Source organism: Salmonella sp. NW645 (assembly GCF_051703725.1).
GTDB classification, from domain to species: Bacteria; Pseudomonadota; Gammaproteobacteria; order Enterobacterales; family Enterobacteriaceae; genus Salmonella; species Salmonella enterica.
Genome location: NZ_JAMMKR010000005.1, coordinates 1 through 19,716, shown reverse-complemented (window position 1 = coordinate 19,716; position 19,716 = coordinate 1). Strand labels below are relative to the sequence as shown.

The following is a 19,716-nucleotide window of genomic DNA, read 5'->3' as shown; positions in this document are numbered from 1 at the left end:
TTTTTAGCTTAAAAAATCCTGCACTTCCAGCCACGGCGTGTTGAAGTCAGCTATTTGTTCGTACTCATCCATAGGTAAAACAAATATATTATAGGCATCAGTGCCTTCATTGAGACTGGCTATCTGAAAGCCACGTTCGTTGAGCTGGCTTTGAATGCGCTCAAATATCTCATCGACGTAACGGTCGCCTTTTTTGCAGACTTTGCCTATTTCATCATATCTGGTGAGTGCCAGTAGTCGCGTTTTTAGTTCATCTGTACTGGCAAAATCTTTTGTCAGGTCATAATAACGATTGGCCGCAAAAGTGGCGAGCAGACCTTCTTCACCCTCCCCCTTGTAATCGATTTCTTCAATAACGCCTTCAGTACGTAGAACCTGCATGAATGCCTGTAACAACGCACGATTGTCTAAATCACCGCCACTGCAATCAAGCACTTCCACCATCCCGTAGTCATCGTCCTCGTCGTCTTCAAAACTGGCAGGATCGCTGGCGAGGCGGGAGACGATATTGGGCCATAAACCTGGCGTTTCCTTTAAGAAAATGCTGGCCAGCTTTTTTAAATATTCAGCAAACGCCAGATCCCATTCAACAACGTAATCATCGTACATAGTATGGTTTTCCTTTCCATTAATAAGTTTTTATTGTGTCACTATTCCGGAGAGGAGATGAATGAATAAAATCTTAATTAATAAGGAAAACGGCAAACCATTGGCTGCCGTTTTAAGAAAGGAGGAGGGTTATTCAAGAATACTCTCGCGCAGCGGCTTTACCGGTACAACCTTTACCTGCTTAATCATATTTTCCTGTACATCGAGAATATCGATATCGTACTGCTCAATGCGCACGCGCGTGCCAGCAACCGGAATTTCCTCCAGCGCCTCCAGAATCACCCCGTTGACGGTGCGCGCGTCGTCTTCCGGCAGGTGCCAGTTAAACGCTTTATTGATTTCCCGGACGTTGGCGGTACCGTCAATAATGACCGAACCGTCGTTTTGCGGCGTGACCTCTTCCGCCAGTGTCGGCGACATCGATGTGGTGAAGTCGCCAACGATCTCCTCGAGAATATCTTCCACGGTGACCAGCCCCTGGATATCGCCATATTCGTTGACGACCAGTCCGACTTTCTTTTTATTGCGCTGAAATTTGATCAGTTGCGTACTGAGCGGCGTACCTTCCGGGACGTAATAGATTTCATCGGCGGCGCGCAGCATCATCTCTTTGGTGAACTCTTTTTTCTCGGCCATTAACCGCCAGGCTTCGCGCACGCGCAGCATACTGATGGCGTCATCCAGCGAATCGCGATAGAGCACGATGCGTCCGTGCGGGGAGTGGGTAAGCTGCCGCTCGATAGATTTCCAGTCGTCATTGATATCGATCCCGATAATTTCATTACGCGGTACCATGATGTCATCCACGCTGACCTTTTCCAGGTCGAGGACCGATAGCAGCATATCCTGATTGCGGCGAGAGATTTGCGAACGGGACTCATGCACGATAGTGCGTAATTCCTCTTTGCTTAACGACCCGCTGACCACGATGTCCGTTTTAATTCCCATCAGACGCATCAGCAGGCGGGTGATGGTGTTAAGTAACCACACCAGCGGCATCATCAGTATCTGTAACGGCGCCAGCAGGAAGCTGCTGGGATAGGCCACTTTTTCCGGATAGAGCGCGGCGATAGTTTTGGGCAGGACTTCGGCAAAAACTAACACGACAAACGTCAGTACCCCGGTGGCGATAGCCACGCCGGCGTCGCCGTAAAGCCGCATACCCACAATCGTGCCGAGCGCCGAGGCAAGAATGTTGACCAGGTTATTGCCGATCAGCACCAGGCTTATCAGTCGGTCGGGTTTACGCAGTAATTTTTCTACCCGTTTTGCCGAGCGATTACCTTGCTTCGCCATATGGCGTAAACGGTAACGGTTTAGCGTCATCATTCCAGTTTCGGAACCGGAAAAATAGGCCGAGATGACCACCATGATGATTAATATGATAATCAGCGTGGTGGTGGAGATGTGTTCCAGGGGAAACTCCTTTAAAAGCTTAGCTTACAAATTGCTGTAATATGCGGCTACCAAAATAGGCCAGCGTCAGAATACCCGCGCCTGCGACGTTAAACCACACGACCCGCCGACCCCGCCAGCCTTCATGGTAATGCCCCCACAGCAGAACGATATAGACAAACCATGCCACGATAGAGAGCACGGCTTTATCAATATTTTCAGTACTGAACAGGTTATGCATGTAAAACAGGCCGGTACACAGAGTAAGGGTCAGCAGTACGACGCCAATCTGCGTGATATGAAACATTTTGCGCTCAATGCTCATCAATGGCGGCATTTCATTACTAAACGCCAGCTTTTTGTTCTTCAACTGATAGTCGATCCACGCCAGTTGTAGCGCATACAGCGCGGCGATTATCAGCGTCGCGTAAGAGAAAAGCGACAGACCGATGTGCACCATCATGCCTGGGGTCGCTTCCAGATGCGTAATATATTCATTAGGCATGAACGTGGCGAAGGCCAGGTTAATCAGCGCAAAAGCATAGACAATGGGCAGAAGTAGCCAGCCGCGATTACGCGACGCGACAATGGTCATTACCGTGCAGATCATCAGGCTGACCAGCGAACCGACATTCAGCAGGCTCAGGTTTTGTCCACTGTCGCCGCCGGGCAGAATACGCGATTCCAGCGCGACAGCATGGCACACCAGCGCGATGACCGCAGAAAGAATAGCCATACGCCGCCAGCCGCTGTTTTTTTGCAACAGTCCGGGAACGATCAGCGCGAGGCTGAAGGAGTAGGCGACAAGGGCAAGTAAAGCAAAAACGGGCATAGTTGTGTCGACAGTTGACCAGTGAGAAAGAGAAGCAGTATAGCGTTACGTGACCGCAGCTCCAACCGTTGCATAACAACAAAGACGGCTTCATGGTATACTGTGGCGAAATTCTGTAACTGTGTCGCTGCGGCGACCAACCGTTTCCACCCCAGGCGAGAGACAATGTTTGATAATTTAACCGATCGTTTGTCGCGCACGCTGCGCAATATCAGTGGCCGTGGGCGCCTTACTGAAGACAACGTTAAAGAGACGCTGCGCGAAGTGCGCATGGCGCTGCTGGAGGCTGACGTTGCGCTGCCGGTAGTGCGTGAGTTCATCAATCGCGTAAAAGAGAAAGCGGTTGGTCATGAAGTTAACAAGAGCCTGACCCCAGGGCAGGAGTTCGTCAAGATTGTCCGTAGCGAACTGGTTGCGGCGATGGGCGAAGAGAACCAGACGCTGAATTTAGCTGCGCAGCCGCCAGCCGTAGTATTGATGGCGGGTCTGCAGGGGGCGGGTAAAACCACCAGCGTCGGTAAGCTGGGTAAATTCTTGCGCGAGAAGCACAAGAAGAAAGTGCTGGTCGTCTCTGCCGACGTCTATCGCCCGGCGGCGATCAAACAGCTCGAAACGCTGGCTGAACAGGTTGGCGTGGATTTCTTCCCGTCTGATGTCGGCCAGAAACCGGTTGATATCGTCAACGCCGCGCTGAAAGAAGCGAAGCTCAAATTCTACGACGTGCTGCTGGTGGATACCGCCGGTCGTCTGCACGTTGACGAAGCGATGATGGACGAAATCAAACAGGTCCACGCTTCTATTAAGCCAGTAGAAACGCTGTTTGTCGTCGATGCGATGACCGGTCAGGATGCCGCGAATACCGCAAAAGCCTTTAACGAAGCGCTGCCGTTAACCGGCGTGGTGCTGACCAAGGTCGATGGTGATGCGCGTGGCGGTGCGGCGCTCTCTATTCGTCATATCACCGGCAAGCCGATTAAATTCCTCGGTGTCGGCGAGAAAACCGACGCGCTGGAACCGTTCCACCCGGATCGTATCGCCTCGCGTATTCTCGGCATGGGCGACGTACTGTCTCTTATCGAAGATATCGAAAGCAAAGTTGACCGCGCACAGGCTGAAAAGCTGGCGACCAAACTGAAGAAAGGCGACGGTTTCGACCTGAACGACTTCCTGGAACAGCTCAAACAGATGAAAAACATGGGCGGTATGGCCAGTCTGATGGGCAAATTACCGGGCATGGGGCAGATTCCGGACAACGTTAAATCGCAAATGGATGACAAAGTGCTGGTGCGTATGGAGGCGATCATCAATTCGATGACGCTGAAAGAGCGCGCGAAGCCGGAAATCATCAAAGGTTCCCGTAAACGCCGTATCGCACAAGGCTGTGGGATGCAGGTGCAGGACGTTAACCGCCTTCTGAAACAGTTCGACGACATGCAGCGCATGATGAAGAAAATGAAGAAGGGCGGGATGGCGAAGATGATGCGGAGTATGAAGGGGATGATGCCGCCAGGCTTCCCTGGCCGCTAATTTCCCGGCCTGGCTCACTTGCTATTTCGGCACCGGGGTGTGCTAGCCATCCTCACGTACTGCGTGTACGCTGCGGTGGCTGCGCGCACGCCGGCACCGAACTCGCTGCGCCGCCGACGGCCTTCTACAGCAGAGTTATTAACTGTTGATTGCAATTTTCCCAGAAATCAGTAAAATTTTCGGGCTTTTAATATGACGCCGGGCTCCGTTCCTCGATGGGGCCCGGTTGTTTTATTCACACAAGAGGATGTTATGGTAACTATTCGTTTAGCTCGTCACGGCGCTAAAAAGCGTCCGTTCTACCAGGTTGTTGTCACCGACAGCCGTAATGCACGCAACGGTCGCTTCATTGAGCGCGTTGGTTTCTTCAACCCAATCGCTAGCGAAAAAGAAGAAGGCACCCGCCTGGATCTGGATCGCATCGCTCACTGGGTTGGCCAGGGCGCAACCATTTCCGATCGCGTTGCGGCGCTGATCAAAGAAGTAAAAAAAGCAGCTTAATCTGTCACGGTGGTCATGATGAGCAAGCAACTCGCCGCACAAGTACCCGCTGAACCGGTTGTACTGGGGAAAATGGGTTCTTCATACGGTATCCGTGGTTGGCTCAGAGTGTTTTCCTCCACTGAAGACGCCGAAAGCATTTTTGACTATCAGCCCTGGTTTATCCAGAAGGCGGGTCAGTGGCAGCAGGTACAGCTGGAAAGCTGGAAGCACCACAATCAGGATCTGATCATCAAGCTGAAAGGCGTTGACGATCGAGATGCCGCGAATCTTCTGACGAATTGCGAAATTGTCGTGGATTCCTCGCAACTTCCTGCGCTTGAGGAGGGAGACTACTACTGGAAAGACCTGATGGGCTGCCAGGTAGTCACCGCTGAAGGCTACGATCTCGGTAAAGTTATCGACATGATGGAAACCGGGTCGAATGACGTTCTCGTCATTAAGGCGAACCTGAAAGATGCATTTGGTATCAAGGAACGACTAGTACCGTTCCTCGATGGGCAGGTTATCAAGAAAGTCGATCTCGCTACTCGTACTATCGAAGTAGACTGGGATCCTGGTTTTTAAACCACCGGATAAACGGTAAAAGTCGGCGTTATGGGGATTGGCTTGTGTTTATAGGTATCGTTAGCCTGTTTCCTGAAATGTTCCGCGCAATTACCGATTACGGGGTAACTGGCCGGGCAGTAAAAAATGGCCTGCTGAACATCCAGAGCTGGAGTCCTCGAGACTTTACTCATGACCGGCACCGTACCGTGGACGACCGTCCTTACGGCGGCGGACCAGGGATGTTAATGATGGTGCAACCCTTGCGGGACGCCATTCACGCAGCAAAAGCCGCGGCAGGTGAAGGCGCTAAAGTGATTTATCTGTCGCCTCAGGGACGCAAGCTTGATCAAGCGGGCGTTAGCGAGCTGGCCACGAATCAGAAACTTATTCTGGTGTGTGGTCGCTACGAAGGCGTAGATGAGCGCGTAATTCAGACCGAAATTGACGAAGAATGGTCAATTGGCGATTACGTTCTCAGCGGTGGCGAACTACCGGCAATGACGCTGATTGACTCCGTCGCCCGGTTTATACCGGGAGTTCTGGGGCATGAAGCATCAGCAATCGAAGATTCGTTTGCTGATGGGTTGCTGGATTGTCCGCACTATACGCGCCCTGAAGTGTTAGAGGGGATGGAAGTACCGCCAGTATTGCTGTCGGGAAACCATGCCGAGATACGTCGCTGGCGCTTGAAACAGTCGCTGGGCCGAACCTGGCTTAGAAGACCTGAACTTCTGGAAAACCTGGCTCTGACTGAAGAGCAAGCAAGGTTGCTGGCGGAGTTCAAAACAGAACACGCACAACAGCAGCATAAACATGATGGGATGGCATAGGCCCCCGAATATCAGTTTACCCAGGATAAGAGATTAAATTATGAGCAACATTATTAAGCAACTTGAACAAGAGCAGATGAAGCAGAACGTACCTTCCTTCCGTCCGGGCGATACCGTGGAAGTGAAAGTATGGGTTGTTGAAGGTACCAAGAAACGTCTGCAGGCATTCGAGGGCGTGGTTATCGCTATTCGTAACCGCGGTCTGCACTCTGCATTCACTGTTCGTAAAATTTCCAACGGCGAAGGCGTTGAGCGTGTCTTCCAGACTCACTCTCCGGTAGTTGACAGCATTGCTGTTAAACGTCGTGGTGCTGTTCGTAAAGCTAAACTGTACTACCTGCGTGAGCGTACTGGTAAAGCGGCTCGTATCAAAGAGCGTCTTAACTAAGAACGCGCTTTCGCAACATCCGAAAGCTTGTAGAAAAGAAGGGGCTGGCATTACGCTGGCCCCTTTTTTATGGGTTGCTCCACGCCATAGACGGTTACATGATTAGGCCGGGTCAGTGGTATCAACGCTGAATCAGAAACGGCCAGGCCCGTTCCTTAGTTTAGCGAGCGTTCCGCACGCCGGTGTTTAGCCTGATACATATTTCGATCGGCCAGTTCTTGTAGTTTTTCGGCAGTGGCATGTTCCCATGTCAGCGCAAAGCCAATACTCATGGTCATCGTTATCCGCTGGCCGTTATGCAGTTCAAAAGGTCGATTAAACGCCTGGGATAGCGCTGCGCAAATACGTTGTACTTCATATTCCGAATGTACATCGTAAAGCACCATCGCAAATTCATCGCCGCCGAGTCGGTAAGTCTGATAACGGCTACCACCGAATTCCGCTAATCTTTTGGCAACCTCTATAAGTACCCGGTCGCCTGCCGCATGTCCCCAGGTATCATTAATATATTTAAAGTTATCGCCATCCAGAAATAACAATGCCGAACTGCTACGAGCGGAATTGTCCTTCATCAGCGCGTTAATACAGCTGCGAAATGCTGCGCGATTGGCAAGCCCCGTCAGCGGATCGTGCAGCGCGGTACGTAGTAACTGGGCATTTTTAGCCTGAAGCCGTAGCTGCCATTCTTCCATCTCATCCAGAAGGCTATTGAAATCCTGCGCAAACAGGTGAAATTCCGCAATACGCTCATCAGGTACCCGGCGTGAAAAATTTCGGTTAGTGCGAACGTCGTGTACAACTTCAGTAATATTTTGCAGCGCATCCACAACGCCATTGTGTAAATAACGCGTGAGCAGCAGGGCAATGCCGGATGCCAGCAGAATACATCCTGTCAGCACTGCCAGCGATAGCCAGATAAAATGACCAATAAGGCTGTCGCGGGCGACAAGCCGTACTTCGCCGATGGCCCTGCCGTTGTGCCAGACGGGTTGTGATACCGGCAATGGAAAAAGCCAGTGGCTAATTAAGCCAATGAGCTTATCGTCTGCGGCTCGCGCATCATAGCGCCATGAGGCGATAATACGGCCATTTTTATCGCGGACCTCCGCCGCTGAAAATTGTCCCTGGCGTCCCAGTGTGGCGAGCGTTTCCGCTGCGGCCGTGTTATCGGAAAATACCAGTGCCGCTTCAAGGCTATGGGCCATTGTGGCGGCGGTCAAATCGAGATTCTTTTGCGCATACTGTTTGAGCGTAAGGACAGACGCAACGCAAATTAATAGCCAGATCAATGTCATCGTAAGCAGCACGCTGATTATACTAATCCGCCGTAGTGTGCGTTTAAATGTTGGTCTGGACAGAGAAAATTCCTTATTCATGCTTTTGATTCCGTGCAAGCATTAATACTTCTGGATTCACTCTCACGCCGCTATGCGAGAGGGAGTCCAGGTTGACGGAAAATTTGACTTCATCATTGTTAATGATCAGACAAAATGCGCTGCCAATAATACATTCGGCATTTTGCTCGGCAATTAATAACAAGGCATTAACGGGATAATGACGCGTTAACTCCACCTGATAAGCTGGCGATTCATTGCCAAAGTAAAAACCATCACAGTGGGCGCTCAGGGCTTCTTGTGTGGTACGGATGACAAGCGGTTGATAAGGGAAAGCCCAGTCAGCCTCTTCGCTAAGTACCCTGACAAAACGCGCAGATGAAAATATGCATAGCCTTGGCGGCCCGGATAACGCCGGCCAGTGTGTATAACTGACGATACCGGAGACGATGGCGCGTACGGATTTCTCTTCTTCCGTGACGCGTTGAGCATACAGAGGCAAGCTTGCTAATAATAGCGATAACAGAAGGATAAATCGGTGAGAAAAACGCATTAACAAGTCCCCACCATCTTCAGTCGTAAAGCATTAAAATACATCCGTGATTGTTTGTAGCAAAATAACATTATTTTGCCATATCGTCATTATTTCTTATTGATAATATGAATAATTTAAATGGCATCCCTGATATTAAATTCTTGTGATAATGGTATTAATCACCCTATATCAGAAAGTAAAAATATGTGTGCGGAGAAAAAATAATCAAAAAATAGCGAGCATCGCTCATTTTACCGCTTTTCTGAGGCTGGGAATAAAATAATTCACTTGTTGTGTAAAGTTTTTGATACGAAATGAAGGGGTTTAATCGACGATTGTGCATGGTGTAAAGTTTATTTTACGTGATATGGATTGAAATCTTTACTTTTTGTGGTATGGTTTAAACATCCTCGTGGAGGATCAACTATCGCAAACAAGAAAAGACAGGATCGCCATCATGCAAAAAGACGCGCTGAATAACGTACGTATCACCGATGAACAGGTATTAATGACGCCGGAGCAGCTTAAAGCGGCCTTTCCGTTGAGTCTGGCGCAGGAAGCGCAGATAGCGCAGTCCCGGGGAATCATTTCTGACATTATTGCCGGGCGCGATCCGCGTCTGTTGGTGGTATGCGGTCCTTGTTCTATTCACGATCCTGAAACCGCTCTGGAATATGCCCGTCGATTTAAAGCCCTTGCCGCAGAGGTCAGCGATAGCCTCTATCTGGTAATGCGCGTCTATTTTGAAAAGCCGCGGACTACCGTCGGCTGGAAAGGGCTGATTAACGATCCTCACATGGATGGCTCATTTGATGTGGAAGCCGGGTTGAAAATAGCGCGTCAGCTACTGGTGGAACTGGTGAATATGGGGTTGCCATTAGCGACCGAAGCGTTGGATCCGAACAGCCCGCAATACCTGGGCGATCTGTTTAGCTGGTCGGCGATAGGCGCGCGCACAACCGAATCGCAAACCCACCGCGAAATGGCGTCTGGTCTTTCTATGCCGGTCGGCTTTAAAAACGGCACGGATGGCAGCCTGGCGACAGCGATTAACGCCATGCGCGCCGCTGCGCAACCTCATCGTTTTGTTGGCATTAACCAGGCCGGTCAGGTTGCGTTATTGCAAACCCAGGGAAATCCGCATGGCCATGTAATTCTGCGTGGCGGCAAAGCGCCAAACTATAGCCCGGCAGATGTCGCTCAGTGTGAAAAAGAGATGGAACAGGCGGGACTACGTCCTTCGCTGATGGTAGATTGCAGTCATGGTAACTCCAATAAAGATTATCGCCGCCAGCCAGCCGTTGCCGAATCTGTGGTTGCGCAGATTAAAGATGGCAATCGTTCAATCATTGGCTTAATGATTGAAAGTAATATTCATGAGGGTAATCAGTCTTCCGAACAGTCGCGCAGCGAAATGAAGTATGGCGTTTCCGTCACCGATGCTTGTATTAGCTGGGAGATGACCGATGCCCTGTTGCGTGAAATTCATAAAGATTTGAGCGGCCAGCTGGCGGTGCGCGTCGCATAAGAGGTTGTTATGGTTGCTGAATTGACCGCATTACGCGATCAAATAGATGATGTCGATAAAGCGTTGTTGAATTTACTGGCTAAGCGCCTGGAACTGGTTGCCAAAGTCGGCGAGGTGAAAAGCCGTTTTGGCCTGCCTATTTACGTGCCAGAGCGTGAGGCCTCTATGCTGGCTTCACGACGGGCGGAAGCAGAAGCGATCGGTGTCCCGCCCGATCTCATTGAAGATGTCCTGCGCCGGGTAATGCGCGAATCTTACTCCAGCGAAAATGATAAGGGGTTCAAAACGCTTTGTCCTTCTCTGCGTCCGGTCGTCATTGTGGGCGGCGGCGGACAGATGGGGCGTCTGTTTGAAAAAATGCTCACGCTGTCGGGCTATCAGGTCCGTATTCTGGAACAACAGGACTGGCCGCGCGCCAGGGACATTGTCGCCGATGCCGGAATGGTGATCGTCAGCGTGCCGATTCATGTTACTGAACAGGTCATAGCGCAACTGCCGCCCCTGCCGTCCGACTGTATTCTGGTCGATCTGGCATCGGTGAAAAGCGGTCCGTTGCAGGCAATGTTGGCGGCCCATGATGGCCCCGTGTTGGGCTTGCATCCGATGTTTGGCCCGGACAGCGGGAGCCTGGCGAAGCAGGTGGTGGTCTGGTGTGATGGGCGTCAACCGGAAGCGTATCAGTGGTTCCTTGAGCAAATCCAGGTGTGGGGCGCGCGGTTGCACCGAATTAGCGCTGTCGAGCACGATCAGAACATGGCTTTTATCCAGGCGCTGCGCCACTTTGCTACCTTCGCTTATGGGCTGCATTTGGCGGAAGAGAACGTCCAGCTTGAGCAGCTTCTGGCGCTATCATCGCCGATTTATCGACTGGAGCTGGCGATGGTCGGGCGTCTGTTCGCCCAGGACCCGCAACTGTATGCGGACATTATTATGTCCTCGGAGCGCAATCTGGCGCTTATTAAGCGTTACTATAAACGTTTTGGTGATGCGATCGGGTTACTGGAACAGGGTGATAAGCAGGCTTTTATCGACAGTTTTCGCAAAGTTGAACACTGGTTTGGCGATTATGCCAGACGCTTCCAGAATGAAAGCCGTGTGTTATTGCGTCAGGCGAATGACAGCCGACCATAATGATGACATCTATACTAAAAGCCAGCTTTGCTGGCTTTTTTCGTTTAAGGAACCGTTATGACTACGCCGCACGTTTTATTTAATTATGTCGGACATCTACCAGAATGTCCCACATGGAGCGAGGATGAAAGCGCGCTATATTGGACCGATATCCTGGAACAGGAGATCCATCGTTACCATCCGGCGAGCGGGACGCATAGCGTGCTGGCGTTTCCGGAAGAGGTGGGCTGTTTTGCCTTGCGTGAGCAGGGCGGATTTATTGTGGCCATGCGTCATGCTATCTGGCTGGCCGATAAAAATGGATTATTGCAGCGTAAGGTTTGCGACAATCCCTCTAATACGAAACTGGCGCGTTTCAACGATGGCGGCACTGATGGCGATGGACGTTTTTATGCCGGAACGTTCTGGGCGCCAGGTGACTATAATGGCGCGTTGCTGATGCGGATCGATCATGACCTGACGGCAAAAGTGATCCAGTGCGATATCCAGGGACACAACGGCCTGGCGTTCAGCCCGGATAACCAGTGGATGTATACCTCCGATACGCCGAATGGCGTGATATACCGCACGTTACTTGATAAACATGGCGAACCGGGCAAGCGTGAACTTTTTCGCCATTTTGGCGAAGGAGAAGGACTTCCCGACGGCGCGGCGATGGATAGCGAAGGGTGCTACTGGAGCGCGATGTTTGACGGCTGGCGCGTGGCGCGTTTCTCACCGCAAGGAGAGCAGCTGGAAGAGTACCGGTTGCCGGTACGTTGTCCGACGATGGTTTGCTTTGGCGGCGCAGATATGAAAACGCTGTTTATTACAACTACCAGAGAAAATATGTCTGCTCAGGAAGTGGCGGATTATCCGCTCTCCGGCGCCATCTTCACCCTGCAGGTAGCCGTCGCAGGGATGAAGAAAAGCCGTTTTATTGAACGTCAGGCAGGTTCTACCGGCACGACGTTTTCGCTGGGATAGCAGCCAAGCACTTTCATTGAGCGCGTGATCTCGCCCAGCTCTTTTAGCGCGCTTTGCATTACCTGCGACTCCAGGTTCGCCTGAACATCGAGATAAAACATCTCTTCCCACGGATTGCCGTGAATGGGGCGCGACTCCAGTTTCGTCATGATGAGATTGTGGTTACGCAGCACCAGCAGCGCTTCGACCAGCGCGCCAGCCTGCTGCCCGGTGGCGATTAACAGAGTGGTTTTTGCCGGAACCTGATCGGAAACGTTGATGGCTTTGCGCGCCAGTACCAGAAAGCGGGTGATATTCTGCGTCTGGTTTGCGGCGATGCGTTCCAGCACCTGTAATCCGTGCAACATGCCACCTGCCTCGCTGCCGAGCGCCGCGACGCGCGGAGAGTTCGCCTGCGCGACTTTTTCCATCGCTGCCGACGTACTCTCGGTATAGTCGATTTTCCAGTGCGGATAGCGGCTCAAAAACTTACTGCACTGCTGGAACGGCTGCGGATGGCTGTACACCGTTTCGATGGTATTCAGATCCGTAGCGCCGGAAACCAGCACGCAGTGATCGATAGTGACGGTCATCTCACCGACAATCGACAGACTGGTGTGTTGCAATAAGTCGTACACATCGTTGATAGCGCCGGAGCTGGTGTTCTCTATCGGAACCACGGCGTAATCGGCCTGGCCGGTTTCGACCTGATGAAAAATATCGGTGAATTTTGCGCAACCGCTCTCAATAAATTGCTCAAAATGGCGTGCAGCATACTGGCGCGCAGCGAGATGAGAATAGGAGCCTTTCGGCCCAAGAAACGCAATACGTGCCGAATGAGGGTGAGTATTATTCAGATGTTGTTGCAGCAGCGCCTGCTGAGTAAGCACGGAGTCTTCAATGATAAGCTGGAACAGACGGGTAATGTAGTGTGCGTCGAGATGGTGGGCTTTACCGAGATGGATGAGCCTGTCCAGCAGCGCGCGTTCACGATCGATATCCCGAACCGGACGATGCGACAGTAGTTTTGCTTGTCCCACTTCAATCGCCAGCGCGCGTCGTTTTGCCAGTAAGGCCAGTAACTCTTCGTCTAAAGCGCTGATTTTATCTCGCAGCGCCAGTAATGGGTTTTCCGATGTCATAGTGTTGCCTTTTTTGTTATCAATAAAAAAGGCCTCCCGGTGGGGGAGGCCTTCTTGTTCGTCTTCGCATTCTTTATCACATGACGAAACGCCTCCCGGTCAGGGGAAGATAAAAAAGAATGCGAAGAAAAACCGGGTGAGCTTCATAACTGTTTCCTTTGTGTACGTAAGTACAGTACCCGTACTGTTTTAATCCTGTCAACAAAAAACGCGCCCGAAGGCGCGTTGGCGATACACTCAATGTAAGGGACTACTCTTCTTCTGCTTCGACGAAGCTGGCATCTTTCACCGATGCGGTGGCACGACGGGCTTCGCCTTTGTGCTGCACTTTATTGAGCTGCCGTTCCAGCTTGTTGATCAATTCATTAATAGCGGTATACATATCTTCGTGTTTTGCGCTGGCGACCAGATGTCCGTTCGGTGTATTAATGGTGGCGTCAGCAATAAAGCCCTGTGGCTCTTTAGACAGAATGATATGAGGATTAATCAGGTGAGTTTGCCATTTTTCCAGTTTGGCGAGACGGTCTGCGACATGTTGGCGGATTGCCGGAGTAATTTCCATTTGTTTACTGGTAATGTTCATTGTCATAAATTTTACCTCTTGTCTTTCCCGTCTTGGTGATTCCAGCATACCGTTCTTAATGTCAAAATGTGTGATGTAAATCACATTATTTTGTCACTTTTTGTCAAGGCGAACTTTTTGTGAGGCATCGCAGGAAGAAGCGATCTTTTACTTGAGGAATGGCTGAAAGCAGGCCATATTTGACTGGATGCGTTGCAGTGAAATCATTTCTGTTGCATCAGATACCGAATAAAAAAACGGCAGCCGGAAGGCTGCCGTTTTGCTTGTTGGTATTGCTTCAGGTGTTTTTGCTGTTAGCGGCAATAATTTTCGCGACTTTGTCAGCCTGCGCATTCAGCTGCATCTGACGATAGGCGTTTTCCATCAGCGGCAACGCATCGCGCGTGGCCTGCGTATCAGGATAATTGCGTAGCATACCTTCTACCCGGTTTACGACCGCAACCCATGCGCCGCGCGCGGTATAGTACTCTGCGACGGAATATTCATATTTCGCCAGACGGTCTTTCAGGAATACCAGACGCTTAGTGGCGTCGGTGGTGTACTGGCTATTAGGATAGCTGCGTACCAGTTTCGAAAAGTCATTGAACGCCGCCCGCGCATGTTGCGGATCGCGATCGCTGCGATCGACGCCAAAGAAACCTTGCAGCGCGCTATCATCCAGCGCCATGTTCGTCAGGCCGCGCATGTACATGACATAGTCAATATTAGGGTGCGTTGGATTAAGACGCATAAAACGATCGATGGCGGCCTGCGCTAGCGGCAAATCGGCGTTTTTGTAATAGGCGTAGATAAGATCCAACTGCACCTGCTGAGAATACGGTCCGAATGGATAACGATTATCTAACGCTTCCAATTGCGTTATTGCCTGTTTCCAGTTACCGTCCTGCAGCTTTTGCTGAGCAGTCGCGTAGATTTCATTCGGCGGATTATCGGGCACCTCTTCCTTTGAACCCGAGCAACCCGCCAGAAACAGGCTCAACGTGGCTGCTGCCACCAGATATTTCATGCGCGTCATGACGTTTTGACTTTCCTCAAAATGTTTTACGGGAGATTCTCTGTTCCTGCTCCCGGTTAAGACCAGCTACAATAGCACACTATATTAAACGGCAAAGCCGTAAAACCCAACGTTAAACGAAGAAGCTGTATATGGCACAACGAGTACAACTCACCGCAACGGTCTCCGAAAACCAACTCGGTCAACGCTTAGATCAGGCTTTGGCCGAAATGTTCCCGGATTATTCACGTTCGCGTATAAAAGAATGGATTTTGAATCAGCGCGTGTTGGTCAATGGTCAACTTTGCGATAAGCCAAAAGAAAAAGTGTTAGGCGGCGAGCGGGTGGCTATTGATGCGGAGATCGACGAAGAGATTCGTTTTGAAGCGCAGGATATCCCGTTAGATATTGTTTATGAAGATGACGATATTCTGGTTATCAACAAACCACGCGATCTGGTGGTACATCCTGGCGCGGGTAACCCGGACGGTACGGTACTGAACGCGTTGCTATATTATTATCCGCCGATTGCGGATGTTCCGCGCGCGGGCATTGTCCATCGTCTGGATAAGGACACGACGGGGCTGATGGTGGTGGCCAAAACCGTTCCGGCGCAAACGCGCCTGGTGGAGTCTTTGCAGCTGCGCGAGATCACCCGCGAATATGAAGCGGTCGCGATCGGACATATGACGGCGGGAGGAACGGTGAATGAACCCATCAGTCGTCACCCGACCAAACGTACCCATATGTCGGTGCATCCCATGGGCAAACCGGCGGTGACCCACTACCGCATTATGGAACATTTCCGTGTGCACACGCGTCTTAGGCTGCGTCTGGAGACCGGGCGTACGCACCAGATCCGCGTGCATATGGCGCATATTACGCACCCGTTAGTGGGCGATCAGGTCTACGGTGGTCGTCCACGTCCACCGAAAGGCGCATCGGAAGAGTTTATTTCCACGTTGCGTAAGTTTGACCGCCAGGCGCTTCATGCAACGATGCTGCGTCTCTACCATCCTGTATCGGGTATCGAAATGGAGTGGCACGCGCCGATTCCACAAGATATGGTGGACCTTATCGATGCGATGCGCGCCGATTTCGAAGATCATAAAGATGATGTGGACTGGTTATGAATGCACTGATTGTCCCGCAGTGGCCGCTGCCGAAAGGCGTCGCAGCCTGTAGTTCTACCCGTATTGGCGGGGTGAGTTTACCGCCTTACGATTCGTTGAATCTGGGCGCGCATTGCGGCGATAACCCGGAGCATGTTGAAGAGAACCGCAAGCGTCTGTTTGCGGCGGGCAATCTGCCTTCGAAACCTGTCTGGCTTGAACAGGTTCACGGTAAAAATGTGTTGAGGCTTACCGGAGAACCTTATGCCTCCAAACGTGCGGATGCGTCTTACAGCAATACGCCAGGAACCGTCTGCGCAGTAATGACGGCAGACTGCCTGCCCGTGCTATTCTGTAACCGTGAGGGAACAGAAGTGGCGGCGGCTCATGCGGGCTGGCGCGGATTATGTGAAGGCGTACTGGAGGAAACTGTCACCTGCTTTGCTGACAAACCAGAAAATATCATCGCCTGGTTAGGTCCGGCGATCGGCCCGACCGCGTTTGAAGTGGGGCCGGAAGTGCGTGACGCATTTTTAGCAAAAGATGCGCAAGCCGATAGCGCATTTTTGCCGCACGGGGAAAAATTTCTGGCGGATATTTATCAGCTTGCACGCCAACGTCTGGCGAATACCGGCGTTGAACATGTCTATGGCGGGGATCGCTGCACCTTTAGCGAAAGTGAGACTTTCTTCTCTTATCGTCGCGACAAGACGACAGGTCGTATGGCAAGTTTTATTTGGCTGATATAACCTAAAGAATCAAGACGATCCGGTACGGGTAACTTTCTTTTCACATAATTCAGGTCATTCACCTTGAATAATTGAGGGATGACCTCATTTAATCTCCAGTAGCAATTTTGACCTGTTATGGGAGGAGTTATGCGTCTGGATCGTCTTACTAACAAATTCCAGCTTGCTCTTGCCGATGCCCAGTCGCTCGCGCTGGGGCACGACAACCAATTCATCGAACCTCTTCATTTAATGAGCGCCTTGCTGAACCAGGAAGGGGGATCGATACGTCCTTTATTAACCTCCGCCGGCATTAATGCTGGCCAGTTGCGCACCGCTATCGATCAGGCGCTGAGCCGTTTACCGCAGGTGGAAGGTACCGGCGGCGACGTACAGCCTTCTTCGGAACTGGTACGCGTACTGAACCTTTGCGACAAGCTGGCGCAAAAACGGGGGGACAATTTTATTTCGTCAGAGCTGTTTGTTCTGGCGGCGCTTGAGTCTCGCGGCACGTTAACCGATCTGCTGAAATCAGCCGGTGCGACCACGGCCAATATCACTCAGGCAATTGAACAGATGCGCGGAGGTGAAAGCGTGAACGATCAAGGGGCTGAAGACCAACGTCAGGCCTTGAAAAAATATACCGTCGATCTGACCGAGCGGGCTGAACAAGGCAAGCTTGACCCGGTAATTGGTCGTGATGAAGAAATTCGCCGTACCATTCAGGTACTGCAACGTCGTACCAAAAACAACCCCGTCTTGATCGGTGAGCCGGGCGTAGGTAAAACGGCAATTGTTGAAGGGCTGGCGCAGCGCATTATTAACGGTGAAGTCCCTGAAGGCTTAAAAGGTCGTCGCGTGCTGGCGCTGGATATGGGCGCGCTGGTGGCCGGGGCGAAATATCGCGGCGAATTTGAAGAGCGTCTGAAAGGCGTGCTGAACGATCTGGCGAAACAGGAAGGCAACGTCATCCTGTTTATCGACGAGCTGCACACCATGGTTGGCGCAGGTAAAGCTGATGGCGCCATGGACGCCGGGAATATGCTGAAACCGGCGCTGGCGCGTGGTGAACTGCACTGTGTGGGCGCCACCACGCTGGATGAATACCGTCAGTACATTGAAAAAGACGCGGCGCTGGAACGTCGTTTTCAAAAAGTGTTTGTCGCAGAACCTTCAGTGGAAGATACCATCGCTATTCTGCGTGGCCTGAAAGAACGTTACGAGCTGCACCACCATGTGCAGATCACTGACCCGGCGATTGTGGCGGCGGCAACATTGTCTCACCGCTATATCGCCGACCGTCAGTTGCCGGATAAAGCTATCGACCTCATCGATGAAGCGGCATCCAGCATTCGTATGCAGATTGACTCTAAGCCGGAGGAGCTGGACAGGCTCGACCGCCGCATTATTCAGCTCAAACTGGAACAGCAGGCGTTGATGAAAGAGTCTGACGAGGCGAGTAAAAAACGTCTCGATATGCTGAATGAAGAACTGGACGATAAAGAGCGCCAGTACTCTGAGTTAGAAGAAGAGTGGAAAGCGGAAAAAGCGTCGCTCTCTGGTACGCAAACTATTAAAGCGGAGCTGGAGCAGGCGAAGATCGCCATTGAGCAGGCGCGTCGTGTGGGCGATCTGGCGCGAATGTCTGAACTGCAGTACGGCAAAATTCCGGAGCTGGAAAAACAGTTGGAAGCCGCGACCCAGTCGGAAGGTAAAACCATGCGTCTGTTACGTAACAAAGTAACGGATGCGGAAATTGCCGAAGTGCTGGCGCGCTGGACCGGTATTCCGGTTGCCAGAATGCTGGAAGGCGAACGTGAAAAACTGTTGCGTATGGAACAAGAGTTACACAGCCGTGTGATCGGGCAGAATGAAGCCGTTGACGCAGTATCGAACGCCATACGTCGTAGCCGCGCGGGGCTGTCCGATCCGAATCGTCCGATTGGTTCCTTCTTGTTCCTTGGGCCGACGGGGGTCGGTAAAACCGAACTGTGTAAAGCGCTGGCTAACTTTATGTTTGACAGCGACGACGCGATGGTGCGTATCGACATGTCTGAGTTTATGGAGAAACACTCCGTGTCTCGTTTGGTCGGGGCGCCTCCGGGATATGTCGGCTATGAAGAAGGCGGTTATTTGACGGAAGCGGTGCGCCGTCGTCCTTATTCCGTCATCTTGTTGGATGAAGTGGAAAAAGCGCATCCGGATGTATTCAACATTCTGTTGCAGGTGCTGGACGACGGTCGACTGACTGACGGGCAGGGGAGAACGGTCGACTTCCGTAATACGGTGGTCATTATGACTTCTAACCTCGGTTCCGATCTCATTCAGGAGCGCTTTGGCGAACTGGATTACGGTCGAATGAAAGAGATGGTGCTGGGTGTGGTTAGCCAAAACTTCCGTCCGGAATTTATCAACCGTATTGATGAAGTTGTGGTATTCCATCCGTTAGGTGAACAACACATCGCTTCTATTGCTCAGATCCAGCTGCAGCGTCTGTACAAACGTCTGGAAGAACGTGGTTATGAAATCCATATCTCCGACGAGGCGCTGAAACTGTTGAGCGCCAACGGTTACGATCCGGTCTACGGGGCGCGTCCGTTAAAACGTGCTATTCAACAGCAGATCGAAAACCCACTGGCGCAGCAAATCCTGTCTGGTGAACTGGTTCCTGGCAAAGTGATTCGCCTTGAAGCCAATGATGATCGTATTGTGGCAGTGCAGTAAGTCACAAATTTGAATAAAACGGGCCCTGACGGGCTCGTTTTTGTTTAAAAACCAGGCGAAAATAGGCTTTTGGTTCAAATGTTGCTTGAAAAGTGAACGGTTGAGCTTTTTTTTGCATTTAGGTCTTGTCAGGCTCTAATAACTCCCTATAATGCGCCACCACTGACACGGAACAACGGCATACAGGCCGCCGGGTCAGAAAGGCTTCGTTAAGAAGTCTGTGAGGAAAGCGAAAATAAAGGCTTGACTCAAAAAGAGGAAAGCGTAATATACGCCACCTCGCGACGGTGAGCTGAAAGCCGCGTCGCACCTGCTCTTTAACAATTTAT

20 protein-coding genes and 1 other annotated feature are annotated in these 19,716 nt (G+C 51.4%); of the genes, 11 read left to right on the top strand and 9 right to left on the bottom strand.

Translation table 11 applies throughout. The features are described 5' to 3' along the window. Positions 1-3: 3 nt before the first annotated feature. From NA389_RS11950 to NA389_RS11940, 3 genes are all read right to left on the bottom strand, one after another. Positions 4-609, bottom strand: a complete 606-nt coding sequence (locus NA389_RS11950; RefSeq protein WP_000271805.1) for a DUF6630 family protein — start codon at positions 607-609, stop codon at positions 4-6. Positions 610-738: 129 nt separating this feature from the next. Beyond that, positions 739-2,025, bottom strand: coding sequence for an HlyC/CorC family transporter (locus tag NA389_RS11945; protein ID WP_127908301.1), 1,287 nt, complete (start codon positions 2,023-2,025; stop codon positions 739-741). 19 nt (positions 2,026-2,044) lie between these two features. Beyond that, the gene (locus tag NA389_RS11940; protein ID WP_001537507.1) at positions 2,045-2,836 is read right to left on the bottom strand and encodes a cytochrome C assembly family protein; all 792 of its coding nucleotides are present in this window, start codon (positions 2,834-2,836) and stop codon (positions 2,045-2,047) included. Positions 2,837-3,001: 165 nt separating this feature from the next. Here NA389_RS11940 and ffh point away from each other — a divergent pair, with 165 nt between their 5' ends. The 5 genes from ffh (at position 3,002) to rplS (ending at position 6,631) form a co-directional block, all read left to right on the top strand. Then, the gene (gene ffh / locus NA389_RS11935) at positions 3,002-4,363 is read left to right on the top strand and encodes a signal recognition particle protein (RefSeq protein WP_000460052.1); all 1,362 of its coding nucleotides are present in this window, start codon (positions 3,002-3,004) and stop codon (positions 4,361-4,363) included. 252 nt (positions 4,364-4,615) lie between these two features. Beyond that, complete coding sequence (gene rpsP / locus NA389_RS11930) at positions 4,616-4,864, top strand: 30S ribosomal protein S16 (RefSeq protein ID WP_000256453.1); 249 nt, start codon at positions 4,616-4,618, stop codon at positions 4,862-4,864. 18 nt (positions 4,865-4,882) lie between these two features. After that, complete coding sequence (gene rimM / locus NA389_RS11925; protein WP_000043266.1) at positions 4,883-5,431, top strand: ribosome maturation factor RimM; 549 nt, start codon at positions 4,883-4,885, stop codon at positions 5,429-5,431. A gap of 44 nt (positions 5,432-5,475) precedes the next feature. Beyond that, the gene (gene trmD, locus NA389_RS11920) at positions 5,476-6,243 is read left to right on the top strand and encodes a tRNA (guanosine(37)-N1)-methyltransferase TrmD (RefSeq protein ID WP_000469813.1); all 768 of its coding nucleotides are present in this window, start codon (positions 5,476-5,478) and stop codon (positions 6,241-6,243) included. Positions 6,244-6,283: 40 nt separating this feature from the next. Further along, positions 6,284-6,631 carry a 50S ribosomal protein L19 gene (rplS, locus tag NA389_RS11915; RefSeq protein WP_000065257.1) on the top strand — a complete coding sequence of 116 codons (348 nt, stop codon included), beginning with the start codon at positions 6,284-6,286 and terminating at the stop codon, positions 6,629-6,631. A gap of 155 nt (positions 6,632-6,786) precedes the next feature. Here the strand turns inward: rplS and dgcN are convergent, their stop codons facing one another. Together dgcN and NA389_RS11905 are read right to left on the bottom strand one after the other, a co-directional pair. Further along, positions 6,787-8,007, bottom strand: a complete 1,221-nt coding sequence (gene dgcN, locus NA389_RS11910) for a diguanylate cyclase DgcN (protein WP_001030989.1) — start codon at positions 8,005-8,007, stop codon at positions 6,787-6,789. Then, positions 8,000-8,518, bottom strand: coding sequence for a YfiR family protein (locus NA389_RS11905; RefSeq protein WP_001212374.1), 519 nt, complete (start codon positions 8,516-8,518; stop codon positions 8,000-8,002). Before NA389_RS11905 ends, dgcN begins: the two co-directional genes overlap by 8 nt. A gap of 439 nt (positions 8,519-8,957) precedes the next feature. Between NA389_RS11905 and aroF the strand changes: the two genes are divergently transcribed. Genes aroF through NA389_RS11890 form a run of 3 tightly spaced genes read left to right on the top strand, consistent with a single transcriptional unit; the run spans position 8,958 to position 12,125 of the window. Beyond that, positions 8,958-10,028 carry a 3-deoxy-7-phosphoheptulonate synthase AroF gene (gene aroF, locus NA389_RS11900; protein WP_001168063.1) on the top strand — a complete coding sequence of 357 codons (1,071 nt, stop codon included), beginning with the start codon at positions 8,958-8,960 and terminating at the stop codon, positions 10,026-10,028. 9 nt (positions 10,029-10,037) lie between these two features. Further along, the gene (gene tyrA / locus NA389_RS11895) at positions 10,038-11,159 is read left to right on the top strand and encodes a bifunctional chorismate mutase/prephenate dehydrogenase (RefSeq protein ID WP_000225191.1); all 1,122 of its coding nucleotides are present in this window, start codon (positions 10,038-10,040) and stop codon (positions 11,157-11,159) included. A gap of 57 nt (positions 11,160-11,216) precedes the next feature. Beyond that, on the top strand, positions 11,217-12,125 hold the full coding sequence (locus NA389_RS11890) for an SMP-30/gluconolactonase/LRE family protein (RefSeq protein WP_000210999.1): 909 nt from the start codon (positions 11,217-11,219) through the stop codon (positions 12,123-12,125). On the opposite strand, the gene pheA is transcribed toward NA389_RS11890, so the two are convergent. From pheA to bamD, 4 genes are all read right to left on the bottom strand, one after another. After that, a complete protein-coding gene (gene pheA, locus NA389_RS11885; protein ID WP_000200082.1) occupies positions 12,086-13,246 on the bottom strand; it encodes a bifunctional chorismate mutase/prephenate dehydratase in 1,161 nt (386 codons plus the stop codon). The two genes, NA389_RS11890 and pheA, sit on opposite strands and share 40 nt — an antisense overlap. 22 nt (positions 13,247-13,268) lie before the next feature. Further along, positions 13,269-13,394: a sequence feature (Phe leader region), on the bottom strand. Then, positions 13,346-13,393 carry a pheA operon leader peptide PheL gene (gene pheL / locus NA389_RS11880; protein WP_010989056.1) on the bottom strand — a complete coding sequence of 16 codons (48 nt, stop codon included), beginning with the start codon at positions 13,391-13,393 and terminating at the stop codon, positions 13,346-13,348. It overlaps the preceding feature by 48 nt. 102 nt (positions 13,395-13,496) lie before the next feature. After that, entirely contained in the window at positions 13,497-13,835 is a 339-nt protein-coding gene (gene raiA, locus NA389_RS11875) for a ribosome-associated translation inhibitor RaiA (protein WP_000178449.1), read from the bottom strand. 271 nt (positions 13,836-14,106) lie between these two features. Next, entirely contained in the window at positions 14,107-14,844 is a 738-nt protein-coding gene (bamD, locus tag NA389_RS11870; protein ID WP_000197660.1) for an outer membrane protein assembly factor BamD, read from the bottom strand. A 131-nt stretch (positions 14,845-14,975) separates the two neighbouring features. Here bamD and rluD point away from each other — a divergent pair, with 131 nt between their 5' ends. The 3 genes from rluD (at position 14,976) to clpB (ending at position 19,387) form a co-directional block, all read left to right on the top strand. Then, positions 14,976-15,956, top strand: coding sequence for a 23S rRNA pseudouridine(1911/1915/1917) synthase RluD (rluD, locus tag NA389_RS11865; protein WP_000079133.1), 981 nt, complete (start codon positions 14,976-14,978; stop codon positions 15,954-15,956). Then, on the top strand, positions 15,953-16,684 hold the full coding sequence (gene yfiH / locus NA389_RS11860; protein WP_000992639.1) for a purine nucleoside phosphorylase YfiH: 732 nt from the start codon (positions 15,953-15,955) through the stop codon (positions 16,682-16,684). The genes rluD and yfiH overlap by 4 nt, the downstream gene beginning before the upstream one ends. Before the next feature lie 129 nt (positions 16,685-16,813). Further along, the gene (clpB, locus tag NA389_RS11855; RefSeq protein ID WP_001235090.1) at positions 16,814-19,387 is read left to right on the top strand and encodes an ATP-dependent chaperone ClpB; all 2,574 of its coding nucleotides are present in this window, start codon (positions 16,814-16,816) and stop codon (positions 19,385-19,387) included. The last annotated feature ends 329 nt before the right edge of the window (positions 19,388-19,716 follow it).